The 16,187-nt window shown below is 67.8% G+C and carries 14 protein-coding genes and 1 pseudogene; 2 read left to right on the top strand and 13 right to left on the bottom strand.

The window, feature by feature from the left end; all coding sequences use genetic code 11:
- Positions 1-81: 81 nt before the first annotated feature.
- The 13 genes and pseudogenes from G332_RS0111415 to G332_RS0111360 all read right to left on the bottom strand — a co-directional run bounded on the left by G332_RS0111415 (position 82) and on the right by G332_RS0111360 (position 12,266).
- Positions 82-816 (bottom strand): sensor histidine kinase KdpD, encoded by a 735-nt coding sequence (locus tag G332_RS0111415; RefSeq protein ID WP_026340823.1) that lies wholly within the window; start codon positions 814-816, stop codon positions 82-84.
- 91 nt (positions 817-907) lie between these two features.
- Positions 908-2,125 carry a response regulator gene (locus tag G332_RS0111410; RefSeq protein WP_019627123.1) on the bottom strand — a complete coding sequence of 406 codons (1,218 nt, stop codon included), beginning with the start codon at positions 2,123-2,125 and terminating at the stop codon, positions 908-910.
- A gap of 94 nt (positions 2,126-2,219) precedes the next feature.
- Positions 2,220-2,744 carry a phosphatidylglycerophosphatase A gene (locus G332_RS0111405; RefSeq protein ID WP_026340822.1) on the bottom strand — a complete coding sequence of 175 codons (525 nt, stop codon included), beginning with the start codon at positions 2,742-2,744 and terminating at the stop codon, positions 2,220-2,222.
- Positions 2,725-3,774, bottom strand: coding sequence for a thiamine-phosphate kinase (gene thiL, locus G332_RS0111400; protein WP_019627121.1), 1,050 nt, complete (start codon positions 3,772-3,774; stop codon positions 2,725-2,727). Before thiL ends, G332_RS0111405 begins: the two co-directional genes overlap by 20 nt.
- A gap of 24 nt (positions 3,775-3,798) precedes the next feature.
- On the bottom strand, positions 3,799-4,335 hold the full coding sequence (nusB, locus tag G332_RS0111395) for a transcription antitermination factor NusB (RefSeq protein WP_019627120.1): 537 nt from the start codon (positions 4,333-4,335) through the stop codon (positions 3,799-3,801).
- A 44-nt stretch (positions 4,336-4,379) separates the two neighbouring features.
- The gene (gene ribE, locus G332_RS0111390; RefSeq protein ID WP_018872703.1) at positions 4,380-4,859 is read right to left on the bottom strand and encodes a 6,7-dimethyl-8-ribityllumazine synthase; all 480 of its coding nucleotides are present in this window, start codon (positions 4,857-4,859) and stop codon (positions 4,380-4,382) included.
- Between the two features lie 362 nt (positions 4,860-5,221).
- Positions 5,222-5,442: pseudogene (locus tag G332_RS13880) on the bottom strand (hypothetical protein).
- A gap of 368 nt (positions 5,443-5,810) precedes the next feature.
- Positions 5,811-6,917 carry a bifunctional 3,4-dihydroxy-2-butanone-4-phosphate synthase/GTP cyclohydrolase II gene (ribBA, locus tag G332_RS0111385; protein ID WP_019627119.1) on the bottom strand — a complete coding sequence of 369 codons (1,107 nt, stop codon included), beginning with the start codon at positions 6,915-6,917 and terminating at the stop codon, positions 5,811-5,813.
- Positions 6,918-6,944: 27 nt separating this feature from the next.
- Entirely contained in the window at positions 6,945-7,625 is a 681-nt protein-coding gene (locus G332_RS0111380) for a riboflavin synthase (protein ID WP_019627118.1), read from the bottom strand.
- A gap of 331 nt (positions 7,626-7,956) precedes the next feature.
- The gene (gene ribD / locus G332_RS0111375; protein WP_019627117.1) at positions 7,957-9,144 is read right to left on the bottom strand and encodes a bifunctional diaminohydroxyphosphoribosylaminopyrimidine deaminase/5-amino-6-(5-phosphoribosylamino)uracil reductase RibD; all 1,188 of its coding nucleotides are present in this window, start codon (positions 9,142-9,144) and stop codon (positions 7,957-7,959) included.
- Positions 9,144-9,713: a transcriptional regulator NrdR gene (nrdR, locus tag G332_RS0111370; RefSeq protein WP_038059753.1), complete on the bottom strand. Its 570-nt coding sequence runs from the start codon at positions 9,711-9,713 to the stop codon at positions 9,144-9,146. The genes ribD and nrdR overlap by 1 nt, the downstream gene beginning before the upstream one ends.
- Before the next feature lie 22 nt (positions 9,714-9,735).
- Positions 9,736-10,995 (bottom strand): serine hydroxymethyltransferase, encoded by a 1,260-nt coding sequence (gene glyA, locus G332_RS0111365; RefSeq protein ID WP_019627115.1) that lies wholly within the window; start codon positions 10,993-10,995, stop codon positions 9,736-9,738.
- 455 nt (positions 10,996-11,450) lie between these two features.
- On the bottom strand, positions 11,451-12,266 hold the full coding sequence (locus G332_RS0111360) for a transglutaminase family protein (protein WP_019627114.1): 816 nt from the start codon (positions 12,264-12,266) through the stop codon (positions 11,451-11,453).
- A gap of 118 nt (positions 12,267-12,384) precedes the next feature.
- Between G332_RS0111360 and G332_RS0111355 the strand changes: the two genes are divergently transcribed.
- Positions 12,385-13,389, top strand: coding sequence for a TAXI family TRAP transporter solute-binding subunit (locus tag G332_RS0111355; protein WP_019627113.1), 1,005 nt, complete (start codon positions 12,385-12,387; stop codon positions 13,387-13,389).
- Complete coding sequence (locus G332_RS0111350) at positions 13,379-16,162, top strand: TRAP transporter permease (protein ID WP_019627112.1); 2,784 nt, start codon at positions 13,379-13,381, stop codon at positions 16,160-16,162. The genes G332_RS0111355 and G332_RS0111350 overlap by 11 nt, the downstream gene beginning before the upstream one ends.
- Positions 16,163-16,187: the final 25 nt, after the last annotated feature.

Here is a 16,187-nt window from a genome sequence, read left to right as displayed (position 1 = left end):
CCCCGAATCAATGTACGCTGCGATCATAATCCAGGCGCGCCACAGTGTAATCACTCCGGGGAAGCAACGTGGGGGTGCGCCTCAGCGCGATGCGATCCGGGGAAGCCTTACTACAAACGCCCCGCCCCCCAGCACGCCGTTGTTGCGCAGTTCCACAAACCCGGTTGGCTCCGACGCCGGCGCGTCTTCGTCCGCTTCGCGGGGGAACGGACGGCCGTGCAGCTGCGCAACCACCGCACAGAAGTAAAGGCCCAGCCCGGTACGCCCTTCGGACCGCTCCAGAACCCCCTGCTGGTCCGCATCACGCCGGCCCAGCATGGATTCGGGAAACCCGGGACCGTCGTCCTCCACTGCAATCCGCAGCCAGTCCCCGTCACGCGCCGCGGTCAGCAGGATGTGGCCGCCGGCATAGCGGAGGGTGTTGGTGATCACATTTTCCAGCAGACCGCCCATCAACTCGGCATCCAGGGGCCAGGTCAGGTCTTCATCGCAATCGATTTCGCAGACCACGCCGCGATAATCCATCAGCGGCTTCTGCCGCAGGGCCTGTTCCTCCAGCAGGTCATAGACCGTGGTGGGCACGAACCGGGGGGTATAAAAGCCCTCGTTGCGACGATAAAGGGTCAGCAGCTGCACCAGGGTGTCGTTGACCCGCTGCGCCTCGTACTGCAGATGGATCAGGCGGTCGCGCTCGCAGCGGCACTCGCCCGTCACCGGGTCCACCAGCTCCGAGATCGTGCTGATGACCTCACTCAGCGATCCCTTCATGTCGTGAATGCCGATCGCCATCAACGTGTTGAAATCCATCCGATTCATCACGACCGCCCCGGCTGGCACGCAACCCTGCCAGCCGCACGACCCGGCGCGTGCACCGAGCCCGTGCGAGCAACGCGAACCCGGGCCGGCATCAGGTCTGCCCCAGTTCGGCCAGGACGTGATTGAGCGGTTCACGCACCGGCTCCGGCATGCCCTCGGCCGGCAGGGCCTCCAGTGCGCGCAGCGCGCCGTCCATCTCGCCACGCGCCCCACCCGCCGCCAGGCGCAGGCGTGCCAGCACGGAGTACCAGGGCTGCTCCGGATGATTCGCGAAATCGCGGTCCAGATCGCGCACGGCCTGACGCGCCTTGCGGGTGTCCCCGCTGGCGATCAGGGCCCCGATCCGGCCCACCGCATCGGACGGGTGCGGCTGCCCGAGCTGACGCGCGATGCGCAGCGCCCGCCGCCAGGCCTGCAGGGCCAGTTCCGCCTCCCCGTTCGCCTGTGCCAGCTCGCCCAGGGCGCGCTGACGTCCCAGCGATTTGGGGGAACGCTCCGCCGCCGCACGCAGGATCTCCAGCGCCTCCGCAGCCCGACCCTGACCCTTCAGCAGGGTGGCCAGGTGATCATGAGCCGGCATGAACTGCGGGGTCTCCCGCATCACCTCGCGATAACCGGCCTCGGCCACCGCCACCTCGCCGGCCAGCGCATCCAGGTCGGCCAGCAGGCTGCCCGCCCAGGCCACACGCACGTTCTCCCACGCAGTGCGGGCGCTCGTCCGGGCCAGGTCCAGGTCCCCTGTCTGCCACGCCCAGTACGCGCGCAGGCGAATCAGGTCCGACTCGCGGCCCTCGCCCGCGTCGAGCATCCGTCCGGCTTCCTGAATGGCCCCGGCCAGATCGCCCCGACGCAGGAACGGGTCCAGCCGCTTGAGGGATTGCTTGCGGCGCAATCCGCGGTCCAGTCGCACTGCCAGCAGATCCTTGCTAAAGGGCTTGGACAGATAACCATCGGGCATGCTCTCGACCGCACCCATCACCATGTCGCTGGTGGTTTCCGCGGTGACCATGATGAACAGCGTCGAGACCTCGAGGAGCCCCCGTGCACGGGCCAGGTCCAGCACCTGCTGGCCATCCAGCCCTTCGCCCAGGTTGTAGTCACACAACACGATCTCGTAACGCCGCTGCGTCAGCTTGTCGATGGCATCTTCGCCATCCACGGCCACATCGATCGTCTCGTACCCCGCGGTCAGCAGCATCTGCCGCAGGGTGCTGCGCATATTGTGAAAGTCGTCCACCACCAGCACCGGCTTTTGCGCCAGGCTCTCCGGGCGCGCCGACGGGGTGCCACCAACGATTGTGCGTGTCATGCCGCCCAGTCTGGCCCAGCAATCCAGAGATTCCCAGCCCCGCGGGTCAGTCTTTCCCCGGAAAGCGGTCGGGGTCAGTCCGGGAGTGCGCAGGTTACTGGGCGACCCCGAAGCCTTGCTGGTAGAGACCGCCGAGGATCACCAGGGCAAACCCCGCGTACAAACCGGCGACCACATCGTCCATCATGATCCCGTGGCCGTCTTCCCACTTCTGGTCGAAATAATTCGCCGGCCAGGGTTTGAGGATGTCGAAGAGACGGAACAGCAGGAAACCGATCAGGACCCAGATGAGCCCGGCGGGGGCGAAAGCCAGCGTGATCAGCATACCCGCCCACTCGTCCCAGACAATCCCGGGATGGTCGTGCACGCCCAGCTTGCGGGCACTCTCGCCACAGATATGAAAGCCGGCCATGACCACGATCACGGTCACGGCGATGTAGGCCCATTCCGGGAAGTTCATGATCGCGAAGTACAGCACCAGCGCACCCAGCGAACCGGTGGTGCCCGGCGCCCAGCGCGACAGCCCGCTGCCAAATCCAAAGGCGAGCAGGTGAATCGGGTCGCCGAACACGGTCTTCGCCGGCGGCATCTTCGGTTTGTCAGTCTCTGGCTTCGACATCGGTCCCCTGTCCCGTTGGCATGGCTTCTGGTTTGTTCGCCTCGGCCCCGGCGAAATGATCGTGGCCCGCTCGGGCCACGTCCAGTGGCTGGCCCGCTGCGTCTACCACCACAATCCCCGCAGTCTCCGTAAACTCGCCGATCACCGTCAGCGGGGCATCCACGCCGAACGCCAGCAGGTCCAGTGATTCGTCGGCCGGCAGGGCAAACAGCAATTCGTAGTCCTCGCCGCCACCCAGCGCCGCAGCACGCGCCTCGGCCGGTGGCGCCTGCGCCAGCAGCGGGTCCAGCGGAACGACCGGCCAGTCGATGCGGGCGCCGCAGCCGGAGGCGGCACACAGGTGGCCAAGATCCGCCAGCAGGCCATCGGAGACGTCGATCACGGCCCGCGCCCGATTGCGCAGCATGCGCCCGACCTCCAGTCGGGCGTTGGGCCAGAACAGGCGCTCGCAGGCAGGGGCATCCGCGTTTGCCGCGCCCGTACCCGCGGCGCGGCGGCGGGTCTCCTGCTCCAGTCCGAAGGCGGCGCCGCCCAGCGCGCCGGTCACGACCAGGCGATCACCGGGCCGGGCCCCGGCGCGCCGCAGGGCCTGGCCAGCGGGCACCTGCCCCAGCACGGTCACGCTGACCGCCAGCGGTCCGCGGGTGGTATCGCCCCCCACCAGCGGCACGTCCGCCGCCGAGGCCAGGGCCAGAAACCCCTGGCTGAAAGCGGCCAGCCACGCATGATCCACCCGAGGCAGGGTCAGTGACAGCAGTGCGCCCGATGGTTCGGCGCCCATCGCCGCCAGGTCGCTGAGGTTCGAGGCCAGGGCCTTGTGGCCTACACTGGCCGCAGGGTGATCGGGAAAGAAATGGGTACCCTCGACCAGGGTATCGACGCTGGCCACCAGCTCATGGCCTTCCCGCAGCGCCAGCAACGCGGCGTCATCACCAACCCCCAGGCGCACACCCGCGCCGGATACACGCGCCGCGGCCGGCGCGTCAAAGTAGCGCCGAATCAGGTCGAATTCAGAATCGGGGCCAGCCATGGCCGTGATGCTGACCCGCCCGGGTCAGCGCCGTGTGGAACGTTCCGCGCCGCGCAGATCGACCGACAGCCGGTCCAGCACGCCATTGATGTAGCGGTGCGACTGTTCGGCCCCGTAGCGCTTGGCGAGATCCACCGCCTCGTTAATGACGACGCGATAGGGGACATCGACGCGCTCGGACAGCTCCCACTGCCCCAGCCACAGCAGCGCGTGTTCCACCGGGTCGAGCTGCGCCAGCGGGCGCCCGAGGTAGGGTTCCATACGCGCATCCAGGGCCTCGCGATCACGGGTCACGCCGATCAGCAGTTCGCGAAAGTACTCGGCATCTGCCTTGGCGTGCTCCTCGTCGTCGCGGAACTCGGCCAGGATGTCCTTGGGGTGAGCGCCGGTCATCTGCCAGGAGTAAAGCGCCTGCATCGCGCGCCGGCGCGCGAAGGAACGCGCATGCCGGGCGCGTTGCTCCGGCGTACTGCGGGGCCGCCGGGCACGGCCGGGCTTGCCGCCGGCATTATTGTTGCGCGGGCTGCGGCCCTCGGGGCGGGAGTCGGAGGATTCAGTCACGGCAGGCCTGTTGGTAGCGGCAAACGGCACGGGAAGGCGCGGGCTCAGCCACGCAACTGACGCAGCAGGCTGACCATTTCGATCGCGCCCATGGCCGCATCCGCGCCCTTGTTGCCCGCCTTGGTACCGGCCCGTTCGATCGCCTGCTCGATGGAGTCCGTTGTCAGCACGCCAAAGCTGATCGGCAGGTCCTCGGCCATCTGCACCTGCGCCAGGCCCTTGGCCGCCTCGCCGGCAACATAGTCGAAATGCGGGGTGGACCCCCGGATCACGCAACCCAGTGCGATCACGCCATCGTACTGACCGGACCGGGCCATGGCCTGGGCCGCCAGCGGCAGCTCGTAGGCCCCCGGCACCCGCGCGATGGTCAGATTCTTCTCCTGCACGCCATGGCGTTTCAGGGTATCCACCGCGCCTTCCAGCAGGCGCTCGACGATCAGGCTGTTAAAACGCGCCAGCAGCAGGCCATAGCGATGGTCGGCGGCGTCGGTGAATACGCCTTCCAGGGTCTTGATGTCGTGCATGGTTTCATTCCGATTGAGACGGAGACGAGGCGGCCGTTTGGGGCCGCCCCGCGGGGCCGAGTTGCAAAGGCCGCCTAGTGTAGCACCGCGAACCCGCGCGGTAGAGCGCGCCCGCACGAATCGCGCAGCGAGCCGCCTGCCTTGTTGTGGCTGGCTATGGTTCGTCGTTCGTGTTTACGGTGCCCCCGGTCCGCCACCTGCCAGGCGCTGACTCGCCAGCGCGCCCCGCCCGTTTTTGATCAACAACTGGCTTTTTTGCTTGCCCAAGAAAGGACCCGTCGAGGCGCACCTGGATTTCGCCCGGGAACCTCGCTCCAGGGCCCTCGGGCCGGCGGCGCTGAACTCGCTACGCTGCGCTTCGCTCAGACATCCAGCGCCCCGAATTTATGGAAAACGGGCCGGCCCGAGAACCCTTCCGCAAGGGGCTCCATACGGGAGGCGAAGGTCAAGACAGAAGGTATCTCAGCCCCACGACACCACAATGCGCACTGCCGTCGGAAAGCCCCCGGCGCCCGCTCGCGGGCGCGGCACGCCATGGCCGCAGGCCGAGCGTGCCCAAGATGCTCGAAGACCTAGCCTTCATCCATTACCACGAACCTGTGGACCGCCGTTATCGTGACCTTGACCCCCCGTTGTCGTCGCGCCGAGCGGAGAGGGTTTTCGCGGGATCAGAGGCGCTGGATGTTTGAGCGAAGCCGCAGGCGCAGCGAGTTCAGCGCCGCCCGCGAAAACCCTCGGAGCGAGGGAAACCCCGGCCCGCGCAGCGGGCCGGGGTCGCGGCAGTCGGGCGTGTTTCTTGGGTACTTCTTTGCACGAGCAAAGAAGTACCTCGCGGCGCGCTGGCGAGTCAGCGCCGGGCACTATGCGGACCGGAGCCACCGTAAACACCCGAGGACGAACCAGGGCCAACCACAACAAGGCAGGCGGCCGGACTCAAGGCCCCCGGTGCGCTTACTCGTGGACGTAGTCCACGACCTCAAGGCCGAAGCCGCCGAGGCCATGAAAGCGCTTGGGCGCGGACATCAGCTTCATGCGCCCGACACCACAGTCCGCCAGGATCTGAGCACCGATACCGTACATGCGCCACTCCGCCGAGTTCTCACGCCCGCCGCGCTCCTCCTGCGACGGCTGCCCGAGCTGTTCCAGGCGCTGCGCCAGCGCCTCCGAGCTCTCGTGCTTGCGCAGCAGCACCACCACCCCTTCCCCGGCCGCATCAATCCGGCGCAGGGCATCATCCAGGGGCCACCCACGATCCGGGCCGGCATACCCCAGGGTGTCATGCAACGTGCTTTCCAGGTGCACGCGCACCAGCACATCGGTGTTCGGCTTCGGCTCGCCCCGCACCAGCGCAAAGTGCAGCTGGTGGTCGACCTCGTCTTCGAACGCCAGCAAGCGGAACTCGCCGTACTCGGTCGGGAAAGGACGCTCCGAGACCCGGCGCACGGTCTTTTCGTTTTCAATCCGGTACCGGATCAGGTCTTCGATGGTGCCCATCTTCAGATCGTGCTCGGCACAGAAGCGCTCGAGATCCGGACGCCGCGCCATGCTGCCGTCCTCGTTCAGGATCTCGACAATCACCGCAGCCGGCTCGGCGCCGGCCAGGCGCGCGAGATCGCAGCCGGCCTCGGTATGGCCCGCGCGCACGATGACCCCGCCCGGCTGCGCCATCAACGGGAACACGTGCCCCGGCTGGACGATATCCTCGGGCTTCGCGTTGGGCGCGACCGCGGTCCGGATGGTGTGCGCACGATCGTAGGCGGAGATGCCGGTGGTCACGCCCTCGGCGGCCTCAATGGACAGCGTGAAGTTGGTGCCGTGCACGTCGTTGGTGTCGGTCACCATCAGCGGCAGCGCCAGCTGCTTGCAGCGCTCGCGGGTCAGCGTCAGGCAGATCAGCCCGCGGCCGTACTTGGCCATGAAGTTGATGTCCTCGGGCCGCGCGTGCGAGGCCAGCATCAGCAGGTCGCCCTCGTTCTCGCGGTCCTCGTCGTCGACGATGACCACCATGCGCCCGGCCTGCAGTTCCTCAAGGATGGTTTCGGTGTTGGAGAATTCCATGCGTGCCTTCGGTCGGGGGCCGTGCGCTCAGTCGCGCGACCCGGAATGATTGGGAAAGCCCTGTGCGGCGAGCCAGGCCTCGGACAGCTCGCCCGCCCCGCCCGGCTCCGCCGCGCGCTCGCCCAGCATCAGGCGTTCCAGGTAGCGGGCGATCAGGTCGACCTCCAGGTTCACCGGCATGCCTGCGGCATACACGGAGAAACGGGTCAACGACCAGGTGTGCGGGATGATGTTGACCTCGAACTCGGCGCCATCGACCCGGTTCACGGTCAGGCTGGTCCCGTCGATGGTAATCGAGCCCTTTGCGGCGATGTAGCGCGCCAGCGCGGCGGGGGCACGGAAGCGCACGCGGGTCGACCGTGCATCCGCCTCCATCGCGACCACCTCGCCCACACCATCTACGTGGCCCGAGACCATGTGGCCACCGAGGCGGTCGCCCAGCGCCAGGGCCCGCTCCAGATTGACCCGGTCGCCCGGCCCCAGCCCGCCCAGCGTGGTCACGTTCAGGGACTCGCGCGAGACGTCCGCGGCAAACCCCGTATCCGTCAGATCGGTCACGGTCAGGCACACGCCGTTGACCGCGATGGAGTCGCCCAGGCGCGTGTCCGACAGATCCATCCCGGGGGCATTCACGTGCAGGCGCACATCACCGCCGCTGGGGGTCAGGCGATCCAGGCTGCCAAGGGTCTCGATGATTCCGGTAAACATGGGCCTTGCTTTCTTGGTGCGCAACCCCGGTACGAGGTGCGAAAAGGCGCCCATCATAGGGAAACCCTGGTGGTTTCGCACCACGCCCCGGCCTTTTACCCGGTTCTTCCCGAAAGCCTCCGGTTCAACGCGCAGCATACGCAGAGGCGTCCGGGACGATTCACAGGAAGGCAGGAAGACTGGCAGGGACATTACGGTGAAGGACCAAAACGAATGGTGGGGGTCGGCCCCAGCACAGCCATTGCGCGCGCCCTTTCCAACCCAACCGGCCTTCCACCCGCCCCTCTTCCGGTGAAACCGTCCCGGACCTTCTGCACCGTGAAACTGGCGCTCAGGGGCGCGGGCAGGGGCGCGGGCGGGCGCGCAGGCGCAGGCTGTCGCCGACCCAGCGGCTCTCGAGGATCTCCAGTTCGGCGCGTTCATCCATATGCGCCAGCGGCCATTCCACCAGCGGACGGGCATTCGAGCCCAGCAGCAGGGGCGCCTGATAGATCAGCCACTCGTCCACCCAGCCACCGCGCGCCAGGGCCCCGGCCAGGCCCGGACCGGATTCGACATGGAGCTCATTGATCTCCGCGCGCCCCAGCTCCTGCAGTACCGTGCCCGGATCCAGACCTCCCTCGCTCCTGCCCTGCGCCAGCGGCACCGGGCGCACCTCGGCCCCGCGCTCGCGCAGGGCGTCCGCCGCCGGGGTCTGCGCCATCCCGGGCGCGGTAAGCACCCACACCGGTCCGGTTCGCAGGATCTGCGCCGACGGCGGCGTGCGCAGACGCGCATCCAGAATCACGCGCAGCGGTTGCCGTGACGACAGGTCGCGTACCTCAGGGAGTTCGGGAAAACCCGCCTGGGCCGCCAGTGCGCCGGGCTGCAGACGCACGTTCAGGCGCGGGTCGTCGGTGACCACGGTACCGCTGCCGGTCAGGATTGCACCGGCGCGGGCACGCCAAAGCTGCACGTCACGCCGCGCCGCCTCGCCGGTGATCCATCTCGAATCGCCGGAGGCCATCGCGGTGCGCCCGTCCAGACTGGCCGCGAGCTTCACGCGCACCCAGGGTCGCCCGTGTTCCATACGCCGGACAAAGCCCGGATTCAGGGCCCGTGCCGCCTCTTCGAGGACCCCGGTAGTCACCTCGATACCCGCCTCGCGCAGTGCCGCGATGCCGCCGCCACAGACCCGCGGGTTCGGGTCCTGCATGGCGATCACCACCCGCGCCACGCCCGCCCGGATCAGCTCCCCGGTGCAAGGCGGGGTCCGTCCATGATGGCTGCAGGGTTCCAGCGTGACATAGGCCGTCGCGCCGCGAGCAGCGGCGCCAGCGGCCGTCAGGGCGTTCACCTCGGCATGCGGGGCACCCGCCAACCAGTGCAGTCCGGCACCCACCTCGCGCCCGTCACGCACCAGTACGCAGCCCACACGCGGGTTCGGGTCCGTGCTGAAACGGCCGTAGTCCGCCAGCCCCAGTGCCCGCGCCATGTAATGCCGGTCGAGAGTGGCCTGCTCCGTGGTCGGCGTGTCCATTACGCACCCTCCTCCTGCGCATCATGCCCGGTCCCGGTCAGCTCCCGATCCGCGGCCGCGTCAGCCGCCTCTTCGTCAATCAGGCGCAACTGCGACCGGCGCATTTCCGGGCTCAGGTCCTCTTCCAGGCGCTCGATAGCCTCGCGGAAGGACTGCACGCTGGCGAAGCTGAGATAGATGGAGGCAAACCGAATGTAGGCCACGTGGTCGAGCCCGTGCAGGGCCGCCAGCACCATCTCGCCGATACGGTCGGACTTCACCTCGGGGGCCGTAAGGGCGGAAAGCTGGCGCTTGATGTCGTCGATCACGCGTTCGACATCTTCCGTCTTCACCGGGCGCTTGTGCAGGGCCCGGCGCAGCCCGCTGCGCAGCTTGTCCTCGTCGAACGCGACGCGCTCGCCGGAGCGCTTGACCACCCGCGGCAGGCTGAACTCCGCCCGCTCGAAGGTAGTAAAGCGTGCCCCGCAGGCGCGGCATTCACGCCGACGCCGAATCTGCTCCTGCTCGGGACCGGCCACCCGCGAGTCGACCACGCGGGTCTCCTGAGCGCCACAGGCCGGGCAGCGCATGGCGGGCCGCCGCTATGCCGCGTTATTCGACGGCGCCGTAGACCGGGAAGCGGCGGCAGATCTCGACGACCTTGTCGCGGGTCGCGTCGATCACCTGCTCGTTCTCGTGGTCATCCAGCACGTCGGCGATCCAGCCGGCCAGCTCGCGCGACTCGGCCTCGGTGAAGCCACGGGTGGTCAGCGCGGCGGTGCCGATGCGAATGCCGGAGGTGACAAACGGGGACTGCGGGTCATTCGGCACGGCGTTCTTGTTGACCGTGATGTTGGCGCGGCCCAGGGCGGCGTCCGCGGCCTTGCCGGTCATGCCCTTGGACACCAGGCTCAGCAGGAACAGGTGGTTGTCGGTGCCACCGGAGACGATGTCGTAGCCGCGTTCGACCAGGACCTCGGCCATTGCGCGGGCGTTGGCGATCACCTGCTTCTGGTAGGTCTTGAATTCCGGCTCCAGGGCCTCCTTGAACGCCACCGCCTTGCCGGCGATCACGTGCATCAGCGGGCCGCCCTGGGTGCCCGGGAAGATCAGCGACTGGAACTTCTTGTTCAGCTCCGGCTGGCCCTTGGTGATGATGAAGCCGCCACGCGGCCCGCGCAGGGACTTGTGCGTGGTCGAGGTGACCACGTGGGCGTAGTCGATCGGGTTCGGGTACTCGCCGGCGGCGATCAGGCCGGAGACGTGGGCCATGTCCACCATCAGGTAGGCGCCCACGGAATCGGCGATCTCGCGGAAGCGCTTCCAGTCGACCACACGCGAATAAGCGGAGAAGCCGGCGACGATCATCTTCGGCTGGTGCTCGGTGGCCAGGCGCTGGACCTCGTCGTAGTCGATCAGGCCCTCGTCGGTGATGCCGTACTGCACCGCGTTGTAGATCTTGCCGGAGAAGTTCGGCTTGGCACCGTGGGTCAGGTGGCCACCGGCGTCCAGGCTCATGCCGAGCACGGTGTCATGCGGCTGCAGCAGGGCCATGTACACGGCTGCGTTCGCCTGCGAGCCGGAATGCGGCTGCACGTTCGCGTAGTCGGCGCCGTAGAGCGCCTTGAGACGGTCGATCGCAAGCTGTTCGACGATATCCACGTACTCGCAGCCACCATAGTAGCGCTTGCCCGGATAGCCCTCGGCGTACTTGTTGGTCAGGACGGAGCCCTGGGCCTCCATCACGCGCGGGCTGGTGTAATTCTCGGAGGCAATCAGCTCGATGTGCTCTTCCTGGCGCTGGGCCTCCTTGCTGATGGCACCCCAGAGTTCGTCGTCGTAACCGTGGATACTCATGTCGATCGAAAACATACGGATCTCCCGTTCAAAGCCTTGAATACTGGATTTTCGGCGCGCCAGCCATCGGGAAGCACAGATGCAGTCGCGCGTCCGCGCGCGGCGCGGCTGGCGGTCCGGGCACTGCCGCTGTCAGGCAGCCAGGCCGGACCGACACACCCAGGACGCCAGATCGGGAACTCGATCCCCGCGCGGAGGTGCGACTGGACCCGCGTCCTCTCCGGGACGCAGCCGTCGAAAAGGCCGCACAGCATACGCCATTGCGCCCCTCTTTTCAGGCCGGGCTCCCGGCGGCCGCCGCTTCGACGCCGGATTCAACCTCTGAAATCAGTACGTTTACGGCGCGATCCCGGGCCACACAGGAAACCGGGCGAAGCCCCCGCAGGCCACCGGGAAACCTGATTCGCAACGAGCGTCCGCCAAGCTCAAGGCCGTTCAAGCCCGGTGGTCACCATCCCGCGACATGCGCATCAATCGACGCCGGCCGGACGCGGACCCGGCGGCGTGATCCGGTGCACATCGACCTCGTGCCGGATGGGAAACACCGGCAGGCCAAACTGGGTGTAGATCGCCACATCTGCCGCATCGCGCCCGTAGCCCACCACCACGTAGCCGCCGCGCAGCTCGGCCTGGGTCGCATCGAAGCTGTACCAGCGCCCGCCGACAAAGGCCTCGAACCAGGCATGCATGTCCATTGGCTCCAGGCCATGCAGGTAACCGACGACCATGCGGGCCGGGATGCTGAGGCTGCGGCAGAGCGCGATGCCAAGATGCGCCAGGTCGCGGCACACCCCCTTCCCGCGCTGGTTGACCTCCACCGCAGAGATGGGAATGTCGCTGCTGCCGGGAATGTACTGGATACGCTCCCGCAACCACTGCTCGATCGCCGCCACCTGATCGTAACCAAGCGCCTGACCAGCGGTGATCTCGCAGGCCATCCGGTTGAAGCGATCGGACTCGCAGTAACGACTCGGCAGGAGATAGCCCAGGGTCGCGTCAGGCAGCGACTGCACCTCCACGAACGGGGCGCCCGGGGCCCGATCAAGGGCGTCGGCCGTCTTCACCTCCGCCGCGGTATGAATCGAGAACGGACCCGGTGGCGCGATCACGCGCTGGCAGAGATTGCCGTAGACATCCACGAACTCGGATACCGGCGCATGGGGCACCAGGCGGTATTCCTCGCTCGCAATCCACTGCAACGGGCCACTGCGCGGGCGCAGCATCAGCACGAATGGCGTGGGCACGGCGATCTCGAACTCGAAGTCGCAGCGGGTCTGCAGCCACATGGTCGGGGCCTCCGGAAAAGGGTCCCTCACACTACGCGCCGGCAATCATGGACGCCATACGCTGTACATTGAATCATGTTTCCCTAAACTTCCGGTTCCCCCGTTCCCCGGAGAAGGCATGCGAGCACATCCCGACCGCCGCTGTTCCGTACGCCGCCGCCTGCTCAGCGGCCTGCTTGGCCTGGGGCTTGCGCTGGCGGCCCCCGCGCTGGCGGCAGAGTCGCGCTTCATCAATATCGGAACCGGCGGGGTCACCGGGGTCTACTACCCGGCCGGGCAGCACCTGTGCCGGCTGTTCAACACGCGCCGTGCCGAACACGGCATGCGCTGCACCGCAGAGAGCACCGGCGGCTCGGTCTTCAACCTGAACATGGTGCGCTCCGGCGACATGGACTTCGGCGTGGCCCAGTCCGACCTGCAGTACCACGCCTACCACGGGAGCGGTCGTTTCGAGGACTTCGGTGCGGCCCCGCACCTGCGCGCGATGTTCAGCCTGCACCCGGAACCCCTGACCCTGGTGGTGCGCCCGGACACGGACATCGCAGGCCTGGATGACCTGCCGGGCAAGCGCGTCAATATCGGCAATCCCGGTTCCGGCCAGCGCACGCTGATGGAGCACCTGATGGAGACGCTGGGCTGGGACCGCGACACCTTCCGCCGCGTGTCCGAACTGCCCTCGCGCGAGCAGTCCCAGGCGCTTTGCGACAACCGCATCGACGCCTTCGTGTTCTCCGTCGGCCACCCCTCGGCCGCGATTCAGGAGCCTATCGCCACCTGCGATGCCCGTCTGGTATCCATCGAAGGCGCAGCGGTGGAGGCCCTGATCGAAGCCACCCCGTACTACCTGACGGCCGTAATCCCGGCCGGGACCTACCCCGGTCAGGACGAGGCCATTCACACCTATGGCGTAGGCGCCACGGTCGTGACCTCCAACCGCACCTCGAACACCGCCGCCTACGAGCTCACCCGCGCGGTATTCGAAAACTTCGAGACCTTCCGCAGCCTGCACCCCGCCTTCGACGGTCTCGAACGCAGGGGCATGGTGGACGAAGGCCTGTCGGCACCGATGCACCCCGGGGCCCGACGCTACTTCCGCGAGGCAGGGCTGATCAATGAACGCTAACCCGAGCCAGCCGGGGCAACCGGATACGAACGGCGCCACCGAGGAACTCGAGACCGGAAGCCGCCACCCGGGCCGCGCCACCCGCAGCCTGATCTGGCTGACCGCAGTCGCCTGGTCGCTGTTCCAGATCTGGATCGCCGCGCCACTTGCCGACCGGATCGACTTCTTCGTCGTCTCCGAGACCGAGGCTCGTTCGATCCACCTGGCGTTTGCGATCTTCCTCGGCTATCTGCTGTTTCCTGCGCTGCGGCCGACCGCCCGCGGCAAGGGCTGGCACTACACCCTTGGCATCCTCTACGCCGGAGGCGGGCTGGGCCTGATCGCGCTGGGCCTGTGGCAGTTCCTGGGACTGGAACGCCTGGCCGAAGTCTACCTGGCGCTGGGGGTCGCCCTGGTGGCCGTGGCATGGCCGCTGCTGCGCGGCCATGACCCGGTCCATCGCGTGCCGCTGGGCGACTGGGTATTTGCCGCAGTCGCGGCGTTCAGCGCGTTATACCTGTATCTGTTTCACGAGGCACTGGCCGCACGCCCCGGCGCGCCCACCGAGCTCGACCTGGTCATGGCCGGGATCGGCCTGATCCTGCTGCTGGAGGCGACCCGCCGCGTGCTCGGCCCGGCGCTGACCATCATCGCCGCGATCTTCCTGTTCTACACCTTTGCCGGGCCGTTGGTGCCGGACCTGATCGCCCACCGCGGCGCCAGCTACCCGCGCGCCATGGCGCAGCAGTGGCTGTCCAACGAAGGCGTATTCGGGATCGCCCTGGGGGTCTCCACCAGCTTCGTGTTCCTGTTCGTGCTGTTCGGCGCGCTGCTGGAACGCGCCGGCGCCGGCGACTACTTCATCCGCGTGGCCTTCTCCCTGCTCGGCCACCTGCGCGGCGGCCCGGCCAAGGCCGCGGTGATGGCCTCGGGCATGACCGGGGTCGTCTCCGGCTCGTCCATCGCCAACGTAGTCACCACCGGCACCTTTACCGTGCCGCTGATGAAACGTGTCGGGTTCGCCCCGCACAAGGCGGGCGCAGTAGAGGTCGCCAGTTCGGTCAATGGCCAGCTGATGCCGCCGGTGATGGGTGCGGCCGCGTTCCTGATGGTCGAGTACGTCGGCATTCCCTATGTGGAAGTGCTCAAGCACGCGATCCTGCCGGCCCTGATCGCCTACATCGCGCTGATCTACATCGTGCATCTGGAGGCCTGCAAGAACGGCATGGAGGGGCTGAAGCGCGCCACCGTGACCACCTGGCGTGGGCGCCTGATCAGCTTCGGGATCACCGTCTCCAGCCTGATCATCCTGGCCGCCGCCGTGTACTGGGGGCTGGGCTGGATCAAGGACCTGGCCGGCGACGCCGCCGCCTGGATCATCGCCGGCCTGCTGTTCACCGCCTACCTGGCCCTGCTCCGGGTGGCCGCGAACGAGCCGGAACCGGAGCCACTGGACCCGGCGCGCCCGCTGCCACGCGTGCTGCCCACGGTGCTCGGCGGGCTGCACTATGTACTGCCGCTGGTGGTCCTGGTCTGGGCCCTGGTCGTGGAACGCCTGTCGCCCGGCCTTTCCGCCTTCTGGGCGGTGGCCTTCATGATTTTCATCGTCCTCACCCAGCGTCCGCTGGTTGCGCTGTTCCAGCGCCGCGGTCGCCTGCTGCAGGCGGCCTGGGTCGGCGTCTGGGAGCTGTTCCAGGGGTTCGAGACCGGGGCCCGCAACATGATCGGCATCGGCCTGGCCACCGCCGCGGCCGGGATCATCGTTGGCACCGTCGCGATGACCGGCGTCGGGCTGGTGCTGACCGATCTGGTCGACACCCTGTCCGGGGGCAACCTGCTGCTGGTGTTGCTGCTAACCGCGCTGATCAGCCTGGTGCTGGGCCTGGGGCTGCCGACAACGGCCAATTACATCGTAGTCGCAACCCTGATGGCCCCGGTGATCGTGGAGCTGGGCGCACAGAACGACATCCTGATCCCGCTGATTGCCGCACATCTGTTCGTGTTCTATTTCGGCATCATGGCGGACGTGACGCCCCCGGTCGGCCTGGCCTCGTTCGCCGGCGCGGCGGTGGCGAAGGCCGACCCGATCCGCACCGGACTGCAGGCCTTCGCCTACAGTCTGCGCACCATCGCGCTGCCGTTCTTCTTCATCTTTAACAGTCAGCTGCTGCTGATCGGGGTGGACAACGTGTTCCAGCTCGCTCTGGTGTTCCTCGGCTCTCTGGCCGGGATACTGGCATTCACCGCCGCCACCCAGGGCTGGTTCCTGACCCGCAGTCGCTACTGGGAGTCCGCCCTGCTGATGGTGGTCGCCTTCGTGCTGCTGGTACCCACGGTGCTGATGGACCGCCTCGTGCCACCCCACCAGCACCAGCCGCCGGAGAACCTGTTCGAGGTTGTCCGGACCATCCCGGACCGTGACTCCCTGCGCCTGGAGGCCACCGGTATCGACCTCGAGGGCCGCGAGATCACGCGCAGCGTGATGTTCCCGCTGGGCGATCCCGGGCTGGCACCGCGCGAGCGCCTGGCCGCCGCCGGGCTGGACGTGCGCCTCGACCCGGACGGCCAGGAGGCGCAGATCCAGACGGTTGCCTTCGGCAGCCCGGCCGGCCGGGTCGGCCTGGAGGGTGGCTGGGTCATCACCGGCGTGCTGGTCCCCACGGAGCGCCCGAGCCCCTACTGGTTCTATCTCCCCGCACTGGGTCTCGGGCTCCTCGTCGCCTGGAACCAGCGCCGGCGCACAACACCACCGGGCGGCGGCCCGACCGCCACTGCCCCGGCACTCTCGGCCTAGGAGACTGTAGGATTTGGGCCAGATC

Source organism: Thioalkalivibrio sp. ALJT (genome assembly GCF_000381825.1).
In the GTDB taxonomy this organism is placed as follows: Bacteria; Pseudomonadota; Gammaproteobacteria; order Ectothiorhodospirales; family Ectothiorhodospiraceae; genus Thioalkalivibrio.
Note: the sequence above shows the minus strand (reverse complement) of the source record. Positions and strands in the feature narration are given on the sequence as shown.

Coding starts and splice junctions, on each gene's coding strand:
- G332_RS0111415 (WP_026340823.1), bottom strand. CDS start 816: ATGAATCGGATGGATTTCAACACGTTGATGGCGATCGGCATTCACGAC.
- G332_RS0111410 (WP_019627123.1), bottom strand. CDS start 2,125: ATGACACGCACAATCGTTGGTGGCACCCCGTCGGCGCGCCCGGAGAGC.
- G332_RS0111405 (WP_026340822.1), bottom strand. CDS start 2,744: ATGTCGAAGCCAGAGACTGACAAACCGAAGATGCCGCCGGCGAAGACC.
- thiL (WP_019627121.1), bottom strand. CDS start 3,774: ATGGCTGGCCCCGATTCTGAATTCGACCTGATTCGGCGCTACTTTGAC.
- ribE (WP_018872703.1), bottom strand. CDS start 4,859: ATGCACGACATCAAGACCCTGGAAGGCGTATTCACCGACGCCGCCGAC.
- ribBA (WP_019627119.1), bottom strand. CDS start 6,917: ATGGAATTCTCCAACACCGAAACCATCCTTGAGGAACTGCAGGCCGGG.
- G332_RS0111380 (WP_019627118.1), bottom strand. CDS start 7,625: ATGTTTACCGGAATCATCGAGACCCTTGGCAGCCTGGATCGCCTGACC.
- ribD (WP_019627117.1), bottom strand. CDS start 9,144: ATGGACACGCCGACCACGGAGCAGGCCACTCTCGACCGGCATTACATG.
- nrdR (WP_038059753.1), bottom strand. CDS start 9,713: ATGCGCTGCCCGGCCTGTGGCGCTCAGGAGACCCGCGTGGTCGACTCG.
- glyA (WP_019627115.1), bottom strand. CDS start 10,995: ATGTTTTCGATCGACATGAGTATCCACGGTTACGACGACGAACTCTGG.
- G332_RS0111360 (WP_019627114.1), bottom strand. CDS start 12,266: ATGTGGCTGCAGACCCGCTGCGACTTCGAGTTCGAGATCGCCGTGCCC.
- G332_RS0111355 (WP_019627113.1), top strand. CDS start 12,385: ATGCGAGCACATCCCGACCGCCGCTGTTCCGTACGCCGCCGCCTGCTC.
- G332_RS0111350 (WP_019627112.1), top strand. CDS start 13,379: ATGAACGCTAACCCGAGCCAGCCGGGGCAACCGGATACGAACGGCGCC.